This is a genomic window from Streptomyces sp. SM11 (assembly GCF_002910905.1).
Taxonomy (GTDB): Bacteria; Actinomycetota; Actinomycetes; order Streptomycetales; family Streptomycetaceae; genus Streptomyces.
Map to the genome: position 1 here is coordinate 1 of NZ_NEUE01000305.1, position 14077 is coordinate 14077.

15 protein-coding genes and 1 pseudogene are annotated in these 14077 nt (G+C 69.6%); 9 read left to right on the forward strand and 7 right to left on the reverse strand.

The genetic code is table 11. The features are described from left to right. Window positions 1-132: 132 nt before the first annotated feature. Window positions 133-681 carry an NADH-dependent FAD reductase SgcE6 gene (gene sgcE6, locus B9S58_RS35520; protein WP_103535979.1) on the forward strand — a complete coding sequence of 183 codons (549 nt, stop codon included), beginning with the start codon at window positions 133-135 and terminating at the stop codon, window positions 679-681. Further along, a complete protein-coding gene (locus B9S58_RS35525; protein ID WP_103535980.1) occupies window positions 678-2027 on the forward strand; it encodes a cytochrome P450 in 1350 nt (449 codons plus the stop codon). Before sgcE6 ends, B9S58_RS35525 begins: the two co-directional genes overlap by 4 nt. Here B9S58_RS35525 and B9S58_RS35530 read toward each other — a convergent pair. From B9S58_RS35530 to B9S58_RS37365, 3 genes and pseudogenes are all read right to left on the reverse strand, one after another. After that, a pseudogene (locus tag B9S58_RS35530) lies at window positions 2026-2168 on the reverse strand (IS110 family transposase); the annotation flags it as partial. The gene B9S58_RS35525 and the pseudogene B9S58_RS35530 overlap by 2 nt on opposite strands. 103 nt (window positions 2169-2271) lie before the next feature. Further along, window positions 2272-2955, reverse strand: a complete 684-nt coding sequence (locus B9S58_RS37360) for a helix-turn-helix transcriptional regulator (protein WP_258045224.1) — start codon at window positions 2953-2955, stop codon at window positions 2272-2274. A gap of 82 nt (window positions 2956-3037) precedes the next feature. Then, complete coding sequence (locus B9S58_RS37365; protein ID WP_258045225.1) at window positions 3038-4126, reverse strand: transcriptional regulator; 1089 nt, start codon at window positions 4124-4126, stop codon at window positions 3038-3040. A 256-nt stretch (window positions 4127-4382) separates the two neighbouring features. Between B9S58_RS37365 and B9S58_RS35540 the strand changes: the two genes are divergently transcribed. The 4 genes from B9S58_RS35540 to B9S58_RS35555 all read left to right on the forward strand — a co-directional run bounded on the left by B9S58_RS35540 (window position 4383) and on the right by B9S58_RS35555 (window position 8177). After that, the gene (locus tag B9S58_RS35540; protein ID WP_103535981.1) at window positions 4383-4973 is read left to right on the forward strand and encodes a DUF5987 family protein; all 591 of its coding nucleotides are present in this window, start codon (window positions 4383-4385) and stop codon (window positions 4971-4973) included. Beyond that, a complete protein-coding gene (locus B9S58_RS35545; protein WP_103535982.1) occupies window positions 4970-6625 on the forward strand; it encodes an FAD-dependent oxidoreductase in 1656 nt (551 codons plus the stop codon). Before B9S58_RS35540 ends, B9S58_RS35545 begins: the two co-directional genes overlap by 4 nt. Window positions 6626-6766: 141 nt before the next feature. Then, window positions 6767-7237 carry a thioesterase family protein gene (locus B9S58_RS35550; protein ID WP_103535983.1) on the forward strand — a complete coding sequence of 157 codons (471 nt, stop codon included), beginning with the start codon at window positions 6767-6769 and terminating at the stop codon, window positions 7235-7237. Between the two features lie 136 nt (window positions 7238-7373). Continuing rightward, a complete protein-coding gene (locus B9S58_RS35555; RefSeq protein ID WP_103535984.1) occupies window positions 7374-8177 on the forward strand; it encodes a TIGR03084 family metal-binding protein in 804 nt (267 codons plus the stop codon). A 50-nt stretch (window positions 8178-8227) separates the two neighbouring features. On the opposite strand, the gene B9S58_RS35560 is transcribed toward B9S58_RS35555, so the two are convergent. Together B9S58_RS35560 and B9S58_RS35565 are read right to left on the reverse strand one after the other, a co-directional pair. Continuing rightward, entirely contained in the window at window positions 8228-9211 is a 984-nt protein-coding gene (locus tag B9S58_RS35560) for a proline dehydrogenase (protein ID WP_103535985.1), read from the reverse strand. A gap of 494 nt (window positions 9212-9705) precedes the next feature. Further along, window positions 9706-10941: a helix-turn-helix domain-containing protein gene (locus B9S58_RS35565; protein ID WP_103536027.1), complete on the reverse strand. Its 1236-nt coding sequence runs from the start codon at window positions 10939-10941 to the stop codon at window positions 9706-9708. Window positions 10942-11224: 283 nt separating this feature from the next. Between B9S58_RS35565 and B9S58_RS35570 the strand changes: the two genes are divergently transcribed. The 3 genes from B9S58_RS35570 to B9S58_RS35575 all read left to right on the forward strand — a co-directional run bounded on the left by B9S58_RS35570 (window position 11225) and on the right by B9S58_RS35575 (window position 12719). Next, window positions 11225-11842 carry an acyl carrier protein gene (locus B9S58_RS35570; protein ID WP_181009563.1) on the forward strand — a complete coding sequence of 206 codons (618 nt, stop codon included), beginning with the start codon at window positions 11225-11227 and terminating at the stop codon, window positions 11840-11842. A 119-nt stretch (window positions 11843-11961) separates the two neighbouring features. Next, window positions 11962-12129, forward strand: coding sequence for a hypothetical protein (locus B9S58_RS38350; RefSeq protein ID WP_181009564.1), 168 nt, complete (start codon window positions 11962-11964; stop codon window positions 12127-12129). A gap of 38 nt (window positions 12130-12167) precedes the next feature. Next, window positions 12168-12719 (forward strand): carboxymuconolactone decarboxylase family protein, encoded by a 552-nt coding sequence (locus B9S58_RS35575; protein ID WP_103535987.1) that lies wholly within the window; start codon window positions 12168-12170, stop codon window positions 12717-12719. A gap of 417 nt (window positions 12720-13136) precedes the next feature. On the opposite strand, the gene B9S58_RS35580 is transcribed toward B9S58_RS35575, so the two are convergent. Both B9S58_RS35580 and B9S58_RS35585 read right to left on the reverse strand, forming a co-directional pair. Further along, a complete protein-coding gene (locus B9S58_RS35580; protein ID WP_258045227.1) occupies window positions 13137-13454 on the reverse strand; it encodes a hypothetical protein in 318 nt (105 codons plus the stop codon). A 2-nt stretch (window positions 13455-13456) separates the two neighbouring features. Beyond that, a complete protein-coding gene (locus B9S58_RS35585; protein WP_103535989.1) occupies window positions 13457-13930 on the reverse strand; it encodes a helix-turn-helix domain-containing protein in 474 nt (157 codons plus the stop codon). Between the last annotated feature and the right edge of the window lie 147 nt (window positions 13931-14077).

Sequence of the window (14077 nt, forward strand, 5' to 3'; positions counted from 1 at the left end):
ACAGCCAGCCGGAGGGGATGAGGTCGAGGAAGCTGCTCTCGTCGGCCGCGCCGGAACCCGGTTCCTCACCGATCCCCAACACGTCGGCACACCCATCGGGCCGGGGTGCCGGCCACCGGCAGGGAGGCACACATGAGTCCGATCACCGCTCCGCCCGCGGAGCCCGTGGATCTGAACGACCGGGCACAGCTACGGGGTGTGTTCGGAACGTTCCCCACCGGCGTCACCGTGGTGACCGTCGGCGGGAGCGAGCCCCGGGGCATGACGGCCAACTCGTTCACGTCCGTCTCGCTCTCACCGCCGCTGGTGCTGGTCTGTGTCAGCAGGGACGCCGTCATGCACCAACGTCTCGCCGCCCTGGACACGTTCGCCGTATCGGTGCTGGAGGCCGGGCAGGAGAAGGCGGCCCAGCACTTCGCGGACCGGTCGCGCCCCCCGGGCGCGGACCAGTTCGACTCCGTGGACTGGCTGCTCGGCGAAAGGACCGGCACGCCGCTGATCGCCGGTGCGGTGGCGCATCTGGAGTGCGAGAAGCGCCGGGTCTACGAGGGCGGTGACCACACGATCTTCCTCGGCGAAGTACTCGCGGCGACGCGCTGGCCGGTCCGCGAGAGCATGCTGTACTCGGGCGGCCGCTTCCGCCGGTTCGCACAGGACCCGGGCGAAGGCAGGGCGGCATGAGGATCGACCCGCCCGGCCCGCCGCTCCGGGCGTTGCCGGGACTGCTGAGGAAGCTCGTGACCGACCGCCTCGGCATGATGAAGGACGCGGCCGACCTGGGGGACGCCGTCCGCGTCTCCCTGGGGCCCAAGAAGCTGTACATCTTCAACCGCCCCGACTACGCCAAGCACGTCCTGGCCGACAACAGCGACAACTACCACAAGGGCATCGGCCTGGTGGAGTCGCGCCGGGTGCTGGGCGACGGGCTGCTCACCAGCGAAGGCGAGACATGGCGCGGGCAGCGCAGGACGGTGCAGCCCGCGTTCAAGCCGGGCCGCATCAACCGGCAGGCGTCCGCCGTGGCCGAGGAGGCCGCGAAGCTGGTCGCCCTGCTCCGCGGCCACGAGGGGGGCGGGCCCGTGGACGTGGTCCAGGAGGTCACCGGCCTCACCCTCGGTGTACTGGGCCGCACCCTCCTCGAATCGGACCTCACCGCGCACGAGTCGCTCGCGCACTCCTTCGAGGCGGTCCAGGACCAGGCCATGCTGGAGATGGTCAGTCAGGGGACGGTGCCCGGCTGGCTCCCGCTGCCTCCGCAGGCCCGATTCCGGCGGGCCCGCCGCGAGCTCTACCGGGTGGCCGATCTGCTGGTGGCCGACCGCCGCGCCAGGATGGCCGGCGGTGAGCCGGACGACGACGCGCTCTCCCGGATCATCAGCGCGGCCGACCGGCGGCGCGGGAAACCCGCGCAGCACCGCCGGCGGCTGCGCGAGGAGCTGGTCACCCTGCTGCTCGCGGGTCACGAGACCACGGCCAGCACCCTCGGCTGGACCCTGCACCTGATCGAGCGGCACCCCGAGGTCCGTGCCCGGGTCCGCGAAGAGGCCCGCGCCGTACTCGGCGAGGGTGTCCCCGGACCGGAGCACCTGCATCGGCTGACGTACACGACCATGGTGGTGCAGGAGGCGATGCGGCTGTTCCCGCCGGTGTGGATCCTGCCCAGGGTCGCTCAACGGGGCGATGTGGTCGGCGGCTACACGGTCACGGCCAAGTCGGACGTGCTGATCTGCCCGTACATCATGCATCGCCATCCACGGCTGTGGGAGGATCCCGAGCGCTTCGATCCCGAGCGCTTCGATCCCCGGCAGGTCGCCGACCGCCCTCGGTACGCGTACATCCCGTTCGGCGGGGGGCCCCGCTTCTGCGTCGGCAGCAACCTCGGGATGATGGAGGCCGTGTTCGTCACCGCCCTGGTCACCCGCGATCTCGACCTGCGCACCGTCGGCGGCCACCGGGCGGTGGCCGAGCCCATGCTCTCGCTGCGTATGCGCGGTGGACTGCCGATGACGGTCCACCCGGTCAGGTGAGCGGTGACGTCGGTGGGGCGCCCCTGGGTGCCTGCCTGTCGTAGCAGGTCCGGGGGCGGAATCGGCGTTCATGAGGGCGAAGGCGGAGAGGAACACGGCCCGCTTCAGCTGCCGGCCGCAGCCTCGGAGGGCGTGTTCGCCGGGCCCGACGTGCCGGGCCCGGAGCTCAGCGGCCCGGTCGCAGCAACGCGAGAAGGACAACGGGGACGGGGCGTCGGCACGCCGCGTGCGGCTCCGTCCGGTCCTACGGTCCGAAGTGGGCCAGCAGGACCGGCGGGTCGAGCGCGTCGACCTGGCGCAGGAGGATGTCCACCGGTCGCAGCAGCGCACCGGGGTGCACGGCGAGCGGTCCGCTCTGTCCGAGGAGGAGTTCGGAACCGAAGGAGTGCGGCTGCTGGGTGTAGGGGACGGAGTGCGCAAGAACATGCCAGGTGCCCGTGGGCACGTCCCGGAGCTCGAAGGCTCCGGAGCCTTCCAGAGTGACCCAGCGCACCGGCCGGCCCTGGCGTATACGGCTGGGGAACAGCCCCACGAAGACGCTCTCAGGCTTGTCGCCGGGAGCGGAATGTATGCGTCCGCGCAGCGAGAGGCTCTGGGCGACGGGAGTAATGCGTGTCGCGGTCGAGGGAAATCCCGGCTGCACGCCGCCGAAGTCCCGGTAGACACTCGGCGCGAGTCCGACACAGGCCTTGAACCGCGAACTGAAAGTGCCGACGCTGCTGTAACCGACCTGACTACTGATGTCGGCCACACTAAGTGCAGTATGCACCAGAAGTCGTTTCGCTTCCTGAATCCGTAAGGCGGACAGGAAACGTCCGGGAGAGGTGCCGGTAACCTCGCGGAAGATGCGGGTGAAATGGAACTTACTGAACATCGCCGTACGCGCCATGTCGTCGATCGTGAGGTTCTGACCGAGGTTGATGTGCATGTACTCCACGACCCGACGAACCGCGTCCTCGATGGTGTTCGTGGTCACCCTGTCTCCTGTAGAAGTAGGTCGAAGTAGGCCGTCAACGGCGCGTGGCCTGCGCGGTACGGATCTCCGGGGCATCCGCCGTGGCGGTGTGCCGACGCCGGACCATCTCCTCGGCGAACCGGCGCCAGGCGTCCGAACAGTGCTGCGCCAGCTCCGCCATCGAGTCGACGCAGTGAGCCGGGACCGCGTCCGCCCGCCGGCGCCACGCCTCGTCCACGACGAACCGGTTGTGCAGCCAGCGCATGAGCTCGCGACCCTGGTCCGAGTGGCGCAGGGAAGGATCGTTGGAGAGCTTGCGCAGCGCCTCCAGCGGGGCCCTGGACCGGGGGGAGACCGACGGCGGCCCGCCGGCCACGGCGGATGGCACCGTTCGGCCCGGGCGGACCCCCGGCCGGACCGGCGCTCCGGCCGTCTGCGGCTTCTGCCGGGCGGGCCCGGGATCCAGCATCGCGCTCGCGCTCTGCCGGCTCTGCGGAACCGGGTCCTCACCGCGCAGCAGCCGGCGGCGGACATCGTGCGCTGTGCCCAGCGAAAGCCCGGTCTGCTCGACGACGGAGCGCAGCGGGAGGGCGGGGTCCTGGGTCAACAGCGCTGCGGCGTGCAGACGCTCGGCGGTACGGTCGAGGGGGTGGACACGGCCGTCCGTCCCGGTGCGCACGTTCAGCAGCGGAGAACCCGCGGCTGAACACGTCCGCACGCCGGCGACGGTCTTGGCGTCGAGCCCCACGTGCGCGGCGACCGCACGGTCGGAGAGGGTCGGGTGCGAGGACAGGATGCGTGCCGCGGCGGTCTTGCGGTCGGCCACCGACAGCGGCAGTCCGTTGGTGATGTTCGCCGCGACGGACCGCAGGAACACCTGCTCCTCGGCACCCTCGAAGAACGTGACCTCGATGGTGTCCAGCCCCTTCAGCAGAGCCGCGCTGATGCGGTGCATGCCGTCGACGACCCGCATGGTCGGCCGGTGGACGAGCACAGGGGGCAACGACGCGTAGACGGTCGCGAGTCGCTGTACATGGGACCGGTCTATGCCGTTCAGACGCGGGGAGTCGGCAGGAATGAGTTCATCGATCGGTACGACACTCGGTGAGCGCTCCACGGCGCGCCGGGCAGAGTCACTTTTCACGTTTTCCCCAAGGCAGGAGAACAGGGCTCGCTTCCGCATGCCGTGCTCGTGCGGAAGCATTTCCACGTGCAGGTGATGAAGACATCCGTTCGATGAGGCTAGTGACCTGTCGGCCCGAGCGCGTAATCCAGCGGCCGCTTCGCGGCAACTCCGGGGAGTCGGTTTCAAGGTCGCCTCCACTTTGGCTAGTTGCTTGAACTAGCCGAACGAACCTAGTTTCTACACGCCGCAAGGCATCCCACTCCGGACCGTGAGAATGGAGAGCGAGTTGCGCGACGACAATGAGCGAGGGGCGCCGGACGGCGGACTCCGGACCATGACCCTGGAGGCCTACGCCGACACGATCGTGCCGGGGGAGAAGCGCTTCGCCGACGACCGTGCCATCGCGGGTGCGTCCACTGGCGGCGGCGCCGTACAGGCGGGGGCCCTGGACCTCCTGCAATGGGACGCGACCGGAATCCACGACGGCCTGGACGACCTGGTGCGCCTGGTGAACGAGCACGCGCAGACCTACGCCGCGGAGCACGGCCTGGCCCTGGACCCGGCCGTGCCGCCCTTCGTTGCACTGGAGTATCCGCACCGGGCCGCCCTGATCCAACGGCTGACGAAGCCGGGCCACCCGGAGAAGGAGTTCTGGGTGCTGCTCGCCCTCTTCTGCAACATGGCTTTCGACTCGGCCGCGCACCTCAACACGGCGCAGGCGATGGCCGAGGGCCATCCCGGGCTGAGCGCCATGGGCCTCACCCAGCCGGACGACGACGGACTGTGGCGGTTCGAGGACTACAGCTACGGCCGGAAGTTCGCCCGGCTCCACCCCGACACCACGTCCACCGGGAGCCCCGCATGAGCACCACGGCCGAGCGCACGGACGTTCTGGTCATCGGCAGCGGTTTCGGCGGCGCCATCGCCGCCTACCACCTGGCGGCAGGGGGCGCCGACGTCACCGTCCTGGAGCGCGGGCCGTGGCTGGAGAGCGAGGAGTTCGAGCACGACTACAAGCTCGGCTCCTCCTACACGCGGGCGTTCGACTTCACGGTCGGGGACGGCATGAGCATCCTCGGTGGGAACTGCGTGGGCGGCGGCAGCGTCGTCTACTTCGCCGCAATGCCCCGCGCCCCCCGCTTCGTCTTCGACCGGCAGGGGTCCATCGGGCGCAGGATGTGGCCGGCAACGGTGAGCCGCGACACTCTCGACCCCTGGTACGACCGCGTCGAGGAGTCCCTCTCCATCACCCGGCAGGACTGGAACGACGTCAGCTACGCCGGGGGCCTGTGGGCCGCGGCCTGCGACCACTCCGGTCGCACCGCCAACCCACTCGCCGTCGCCATAGACAACACCAAGTGCGTGAACTGCAACTGGATGATGGCCGGCTGCCGCTTCGAGGCCAAACAGTCCCTGCTGGTCAACTATCTGCCCGCCGCCATCGCGCACGGCGCCCGCATCCGGCCCCTGCACGAGGTGCAGCACCTCTCGCGCACGCCCGAGGGCTCTTACCGGGTGCACTACAACGTGGTACACGACGATGACTACCGCCTCCAGGCGGGCAGCGGCGTCATCGACGCGAAGATCGTGGTCATGGCGGCCGGCGCCGGCGCGACTCCGGTCATCCTGCAGCGCAGCGAGGCGCACCTGGGCACGATGCCCCGGGCGGTCGGCCGCTACTTCTCCGGCAACGGCGAGCGGCTCAACACGGCCATCATCAACGAGGCCAAGGCGGCCGAGCTGTTCGGCCTGGAACGTGGCGACGGGCTGGCCTACGCCGCCAACCAGATCGGCAAGGGCCCCACCGTGGCCAGCTGGGACAAGCTGGACGGCTCACTGCCCGAGTACTCCCGCTACTCCCTGGAACAGCTCTACTTCCCGCCGGGCCTCGGCACGATCCTCGCGCAGGTGCCCGGTGCCACCGGGCCGTCCTGGTTCGGCAAGGAGAAGAAGGAGATCCTGAAGCAATGGGTCTCCTGGCTCACGATCTTCACCATGATCGAGGACGACAACGAAGGTGTCTTCGGCCCGCCGCCGGCGACGGGCAACGCCCACCGCATCTCCCAGCAGATGCTCGGCCGGGGCAACCTCCGGTACGAGCCGACGAAGAACACCCTGGGTGCCTGGGCCGCCTCCGACGCCGAGGTCAAGGAGATCCTGGAGAAGGACGGCCTGGCCGAGGTCATGCCGTGGACCAACGACCTGGTCGGCGCCTACACCGTCCACCCGCTCTCCTCCTGCCGGATGGGCGACGACCCGTACACCTCCGCGCTGGACGACAGCAACGAGCTCCGCGACCATCCGGGAATCTTCGTCACCGACGGATCTGCCGTCCCCGGCGCGTTGACGGTCAACCCCGCCATGACCATCGCCGCGCTCGCCGAGCGCGCGATGCCGGGGATCGTGCGGGCCGCGCAGCGCCGGGGGGTCTCCGTCACCTACGGCGCCCCGGCCCCCGACGGCTCGGCAAGCGGCCGCAAGAACGTTCTGCCGCTGCTGCCGTCGGCGCGCGGCTGACCCCGGGCGCCCGCGTCCACGCTTCCCTCCGGCGGCGTGCGGCCGGCCCCGGAGCCGCTCGCGGGCAGTGGGTTGTTTCACACAACCCACCGCGAAGGCCGGTCCCGATAAACCTGCGACGACCATGGAGGGCACAGACCGATGACCGTGACGACTTCTGACTACTTCGAGTACAGCCACACCGTCGGCTTCGAGGAGACCAACCTCGTCGGCAACGTCTACTACGTGAACTACCTCCGGTGGCAGGGCCGTTGCCGCGAGCTCTTCCTCAAGGAGAAGGCGCCCTCGGTCCTCGCCGAGGTGCAGGACGACCTCAAGCTCTTCACCCTCAAGGTGGACTGCGAGTTCTTCGCCGAGATCACTGCCTTCGACGAGCTGTCGATCAGGATGAGGCTCTCGGAACTGCGGCAGACCCAGCTGGAGTTCACCTTCGACTACGTACAGCTGACCAAAAGCGGCGGAGAGACGCTGGTAGCGCGGGGGCGGCAGCGGATCGCCTGCATGCGCGGCCCCAACACCGCGACCGTCCCGACCCTGATCCCCGAGGCCCTGGCCGCGGCGCTCGCGCCGTACGCGGCCTCAGGCGGCATCCCCCTGGCGCGGGCCGCGTAGCGACACCTCGCGCCGGTCGGCCCGTCAAGCCCGTCAAGCCCGTCAAGCCCGTCTTGCCCGTCTTGCCCGTCAAGCCGGCGGATCGTTCACGACAGTCCCTGCCCGACCACGGAACACCTGTGTGAAGGAGAGAGAAATGAACACGCTCGACGATGTCCTCAAGCACCTGTCCACCGAGATCGCGGAGCTCGCGCAGCTGGTCGAGAAGATCGATGACGACGCTTGGGACACCGCGACCCCCGCGCCCGGCTGGACGATCACCGACCAGATGGCGCACCTCACCTTCGTCTTCAATCTGGCCAGAACCGCCGCAGCCGCGCCGGAGGAGTTCAAGGCCGTCACCGCCGCCGCGGCCGGGAACTTCGACGGGGCGGTGAACGCGGCCCTCAAGCAGTTCAACAGCTTCCCGCCCCAGCAGATGCTCGCCCGTTTCCGGTCCCTCGGCGAGGCCTCGGTCCAGGCTCTCACCGCTGTCCCCGCCGGCCAGGTCGTCCCGTGGCTCGTCAATCCGCTGCCGCCCGTCGTCCTGGGCTGCGCGGGGATCATGGAGGTGTTCGCCCACGGCCAGGACATCGCCGACGCCTTGGGGATCCACCGGCCGCCCACCGAGCGCCTGCGCGACATCGTCGACTTCGCATGGCTGACCCGTGACTTCGGCTACGAGTCCCACGGTCTGACCCCGCCAGCCGAACCGTTCCGCTTCGAGCTCACCGCGCCCTCCGGGGAGTCGTGGACGGTCGGCCCCGCGGACGCCACCGAGACGATCACCGGCTCCGCGCACGACCTCTGCCTGCTGGTGACCCGGCGCCGCCACCGTGACGATCTCGCCCTGACGGCTTCGGGGAAGCAGACGGACCGCTGGCTGGACATCGCGCAGGCCTACCGGGGACCGGCGGGTCAGGGCCGCAGGCCCGGCCAGTTCGCGGCCACCGGGAACTGAGCCGCGCTCCGGCCCGGCACCCGGGGCCGGGCCGCGGGCCGCTCGTACGCTCAGTACAGCTGGTGGGCGGGGGCTCCTGCGGGCCCCCGGTCCCGGCCGATGTCGGCCAGGGCACTGAGCACCATCGGCGGGTTGTCGGCCAGCCGGCGCATCAGGGGAAGCCACCAGTTCATGCCGTAGATCGCATGGATACGGCACGGGCGACCCGCCACGCGGTGGCGTCGCAGCGTTTCCGGCTGGACGCCGTACAGCATCTCGATGTCCTGGACGTGTTCCAGCAGCCCGCGCTCCTGCGCCGCGGCGAGCACCTCCGCGTCCTGTGTGGCCAGGCTCAACTCGACCCCCTTGTCCACGAGGAGCTCCGCGAGGTCGAGATAGCGGTCGTCGAGTGCCGGGCCCCGTGCCAGGGCGACGCCGGGCGGTTCGGGAGACGTGCCCTTCACCAGGCGCACGGTGCGGCCCGGCCGCGCCACCGTCAGAGCGTCGTCCACGGTGCGGTGCAGATGTGCCTGAAGAGTGATGCCCAGGTTGTCGTACTGGTCGGCCAACGCGTCGTGGACGGCCAGGGCGGTGTCGACGTCTCCGGAGCCGTCAGCGCCCAGTACGACCTCGCTTCCCCGGAGCGCTCCGGCCGCCGTGATCCGGCCGGTGTTGCGCAGGGCGGCCTCGGCCGAGTGGGCGAGTCCGGTCCGGGAGAGATCCAGACCGATCCGGTCGGGGGCGGGCTCGTGGGCGAGCAGCCCCAGGTACTCCTCGACCACGCCCTCGGCACGGGCGACGTCGGCGGCTCCCTGGTCGGGGCCGGCGAACTCGACGCTCACCCGGTAGCCCTTGGAGCGTAACCGTGCGGACTGTTCGAAGAATCCGGCCCGGTCGGGGGCGAGCACGTAGCGCCGGGCGGCGGGGGAGAACATGTCCCGCAGCGCCGAGGAGGGGGCGGCGAACGTGGTCCGACACCGCGCGTCGTCGGCCAACAGGCGCAGGCCATCGGCCGCCGCCTCCACCAGGGCTCGCTGGGACATCTCGTGGTTCACGGCAGAGCCTCGGCCTTCGTCTTGTTGGAACCCGATATCTCCGGGGCCGCTGCGCCGGTCAGCGGGAGCACACGGCAGCCTCGCACCTGGCACTCGCTCCGTACGCGCCGGCAGGCGTCCGGGGCGCGGCAGTCGGTGGTCTGCTCACGTCCCCGGTCAGATCTGCCCCGGAAGTGGACAAAGGGCGCTTCCCACACCTCGGGACCTGTTGGCAAACTATTGACAACAGGGCGACAACTCATCATTCCCGCAACGCACGAGCATCTACAGGAAATCTCACCGATCAGTCCGATGGTCGCCATGTTGGCCGCCTGAAGTCGGAGAAGGCGTGTCCGGCTTGCATACCAGCACGTTTCTCACATGCTGGCAAGTTATTGCCACGCCCTTCGACGATTTCGGCAAAACAGCATCCAGAGCAAGAGGTACGCGTGTATACGAATGCGCAGGACCGGGGGCGGGCAACCATGACCGTGCCACCGCTACCGCGAGCGGCGTCAGCCGTTGGCGCCGTCCCGCACTTTCCCACGTGCCCGCATGAGGCACTCCGCCGCGATCCGCCAGATCTCCGCGGCGAGGTTGATGTTGGAGTTCTCCTGCGCCTGCTCGGCCAGGCGCTGGAGCCCCGCCAGGCCCTCGTCCTCCTCGCCGCTCAGGATGCGCAGCTGATGGCCGAGAACCTCCAGGCGGATACGGCTCTGGTAGGGCAGCCGGAGCTCGGTCCGGCCGAGCCTCTCCAGCAACGCGCGAGCGTCCGCGAACCGGCCTTCGTGGAAGGCGAGGCGGGCCCGCAACGCGCTGAGGGACTGTTCGAGCGTAGGTGTACGGGCGAAGGGGAGAGCCGTCTCGGCCGCCTCGATGCAGCGCTGCGCGGCGTCGGAATCGGGGGGCGTCTTCTGCAGGTGGAGTTCGGCCATCGCGATGCGCAGCCGCAGCCAGATCGTGAGGTTCTCGCGGCTGTCGAAACCGTCCAGCGCCTCCTGGAAGAGGACCTGCGCCGCGGCGAACTCGCCCTGGCGGACCTTCAACGCGCCCGCGGTCCACAGAGCTTCGGCCCAGAGGGTGTCGGACCTGCCCTTGACCAGGACGGTCAGTTCGTCGGCGTGGCGCCGGGCGTCGGGCATCCGGCCCACCTCGGCCTCCACCGACACCAGGACCAGCAGAGTCGCTGCCCGGTCCTGGCTGGACAGCGAGTGGTCCACCGTGAGCCGGTGGGCGGCACCGGCCGCCTCCATCGCCGGCATGATCTCGCCCAGCACACGCAGGGACCGGGCGAACTGTGTCAGGGCCCGCGCCCTCAGCTCGGCCAGGCCGAGCTCCTCGCTCAGAGTCACCAGCTGTTCGAGGTAGTCGCGTTCCCCGGTCGAGTCGCCGTGCCGACGCTTCCACTGCCCGAGAAGCCACAGGGCCTGCCAACGGAGCATCGGGTCCTGGCCGTACGCGCTGCGCACCGCGTCGGCGAGCAGCTCACTGGTCTCGTCGGAATCCAGGGACGTGGCGAGAGACAGGATCTGGGCGAGCGAAGTGGTCCGGGATCCTTCGAACTCCGAGGGGCTGATACCGAGTTGTCCGGCCAGATGAGCAACGGCACGGTCCGTCGGCTGCCGCGCGCCCGACTCCAGGCGCGAGAGGTATCCGGTGGACATGCCCTCCCCGGCGAGCGCGGCCTGGGACAGGCCCCGCTCGGTCCTCAGCTGCCTCAGACGACGGCCGAAAGATGGCTGCTCCAACACGTGCACACCCCAACGAATGGATGGATGACGAGGATTCCGGGACCGATCCTGTCCCCGTGGTCTGCCACGCTATTCGTTCCGATAGTGCCAGAGAGTATGCCGGGCGTGTGCAGCTCGGCAAACCCATCGACCTGGGGGACCTGTACATCTTCTCCATCCCTCGGGGTCAACTGGCAAGTCGATTTGCCCCATCGTTGGAAAATTATTGCCACACGGCATGTGCTCCCGTACCGTGACATGCGTCCGATGCGGCCGAAACGTACTCACCACGGAGGTGGCGACCATGGCCAGTGACCGCTCTGCCGTCACCGGCGGGAACCGGCCTGCGGGGCCCGGCGCGGCGTGGAGCCGCGAGAGCGACGAAGGCCGGCCCGGTGACGTACGGGAGTTCATGATCAGAATGTGGAGCGAGCTCCTCGGCCGCTCGGACCTGACCGAGCATTCGGACTTCTTCGCGCGCGGCGGGGACGCCCTGCTGATCACCCGGCTGGCGCGCAGAATCACCGAGAGGTTCGGCGTCACCGTTTCGCTGCGCGAGCTGTCGCGACGCAACCTTGGCGACCAGGTGGCGCTGGTGCACGCGTCGAGGCTGCTCTCCGCCCGGCGGGCCACTCCTCGGCGCACCGTCACCACCGGTGAGATCCGCAGGATGCTGGTGCGGGAATGGGGCGAACTCCTCGGCTTCCCGGACCCTTCGGAGGGCGCCGACTTCTTCGAGCACGGCGGGGACGCTCTGCTGATCACCCGGCTGGTGCGCAGGATCGACCGCGAGCTCGGCGTCGCGCTTCCGGTCCGCGACATGCTGGCTGCCCCGACCCTCGCCGAGCAGACGTTGCTGCTCAGCGGACTGGTCACGGGAGTCGGCCGCTCCGTCTCCACACTCGACCGACAGTCCGACTGATACCCAGGCAAGTTGCCAAAGTCTGGCATATCGTTGCCACTGCGATTCCGATTCACTAGCTTCCTGGCATCACGAGGTCTCATCGTCCCGCGCTCACGCCGCCCTCGCTAGGAGCTCGCATGGGTACCGCACTTCACGTTGCCCGACTGTCCCTCCTCATCGGCACGTTCGGACTCGTCACCCTCTTCACCACCGCCTCCGCCTTCGGTCACGCCGCAACGGGAGGAGAGGACGTGGAATGGCCCTTCGCCCGGATCTGCGCCGTCAGCGACGTCGAATGGCCCTGATCCGCCGTTCCGCTCCCGTCTTCCCGAAAGGAACAGCCGTGTCCCACATCGCACTCGACAACGACCTTCCCGGAATCAGCGGCCTGATGGCGCACCGTCCCGATACCGCCGAACCGCTGAGCGACCTGGCGAACGCGCTGCTGCGAGCACCGTCCCCGCTCAGCCCGGGAGAGCGTGAACTCATCGCCGCGTACGTCTCGCGGCTCAACTCCACCGAGTTCTGCTCCGCCTCGCACGGAGCCTTCGCTGCCGCGCAGCTGCCGGGGGGACAGAAGCTGGTCGAAGCGGTCCTGGCGGACCCCGCCACCGCGCCGGTCGACGGCCGGCTGCGCGCGCTGCTGGCCGTCGCCGCCGAGGTCCAGCACGCCGCGCGCCCGGTCTCCGACGAGGCGGTCGCCGCAGCCCGCGCCGAGGGCGCGGACGACACCGCCCTGCACGACACCGTTCTGATCGCCGCGGCGTTCTGCATGTACAACCGCTACGTCAGCGGCCTCGCCACACAGCTGCCCGAGGACGGCGAGTACTACGAGCACTCCGCCCGGCGAATCGTCGCCGACGGCTACCGCGGCGCACTGGCCCAGGGCCGCTGACGCGACCCACTGGAGAGGGCGCGACGGACGAGCACCCGGGAACGCGGGGCACAGCCGGCATCCCGGACCGGGAACGGCACCACCGCGTGGTCGCCGGCGAGAGCTCCGGCATCGGACCGCACGCGGCGGAGGAACTCGCGCGGCGAGGCGCCCACGTGGTGCCGGCCGCCGCGGCGATCCCACCGCGGGGTCGCCGCGGCGGCCGGCATCAGGCCCGGGTGCCCACGGCGGCCCTGACGGTCCGGCAGCCGGACCTCGCCGGCCTCGCTCGGTGCGGGCCGCCACCGCCCTCGGCACGGGGGCGACGCGTACCACGGACCGCTCGGCGTGACCGAGAAACGGGCGCACCCGGACTCGTGTGTCCGGGCAGGCAGCACGAGTCCCGGAGGCCCGGTCCCGCCGGTCGTTCGGTTCAGCTCACGCGGTCGGCCGGCTCCGCAGCGGCACGACCACCTTTCGGCCCGTGGCCCTCTCGCCGAGACGGTAGAACTTCACCTGGCCCTCGCTGTGTGTGCGCTCGACCCAGTGCTCGGCTTCCAGTTCGCGGCGGGCACGGCTGAAGTGGGGGGCGGGTACGCCCATGAGGCTGGCGATGGCGGCCGCCGTACGTTCGACGCTGCGCTCCAGGCCGCCCAGGATCGCGTACGTCATGATGACGTTCTGCTTCAGGTGGGACAGTTCACTTATGCGCGACTGCAGAGCTTCGAGCTCGGGGTACTCGCTGGTAGCTGGCATGGTCACGCCCTTCGCTTCGCGCCGGTGCGACGGCCCGGCAGAGTCGGAAGATGATACGCGGAGGCTTCCTCGGACTGCTCCACGCCGCTGAGGCTGGACACGATGTGCGGGCTCGCCTTGTACTTGATCGTCCTGCCGATGCGGTCGGCGACCAGGAAGATCTTGTTCTCGGCGAGCTCTTTGGCGATCCTTCTCGTCGCCTGCGGGGTCAGCCCGAGGTGCTCCGCCGCCTCCTTGGCAGTGGCACCACCCTGCTTGTACGTCATGACCCCGCAGTAGAAGAACACGCGGAAGGCGTCTCCTGTGATGCCTGAGTCGCCACTCAGCATGGCGAGTACGCGTTCGAATGAGAACTGGCCGTGCCTGCCCCCGAGGCTGTAGGTCCGCCGCTGGCCGCTGTCTCCTCCGGGCTCCCACAGCTCATGGACCTCGCCGGTCGCGGTGTTGACCAGCTCTCGGCCGTGCTGTCTTGGCACTTGCGTCCCCTGACCTGGGCTTTTCCCTGACTTCCATAGATTACCACCAGCGACATGTCGTCAGAGGTCACTGAGGGAACCTGGCGATTCCCTCGGTGACCCTTGACGACATGTCGCTGGTGGTAGGAAAGGACATCCTAGGATGCC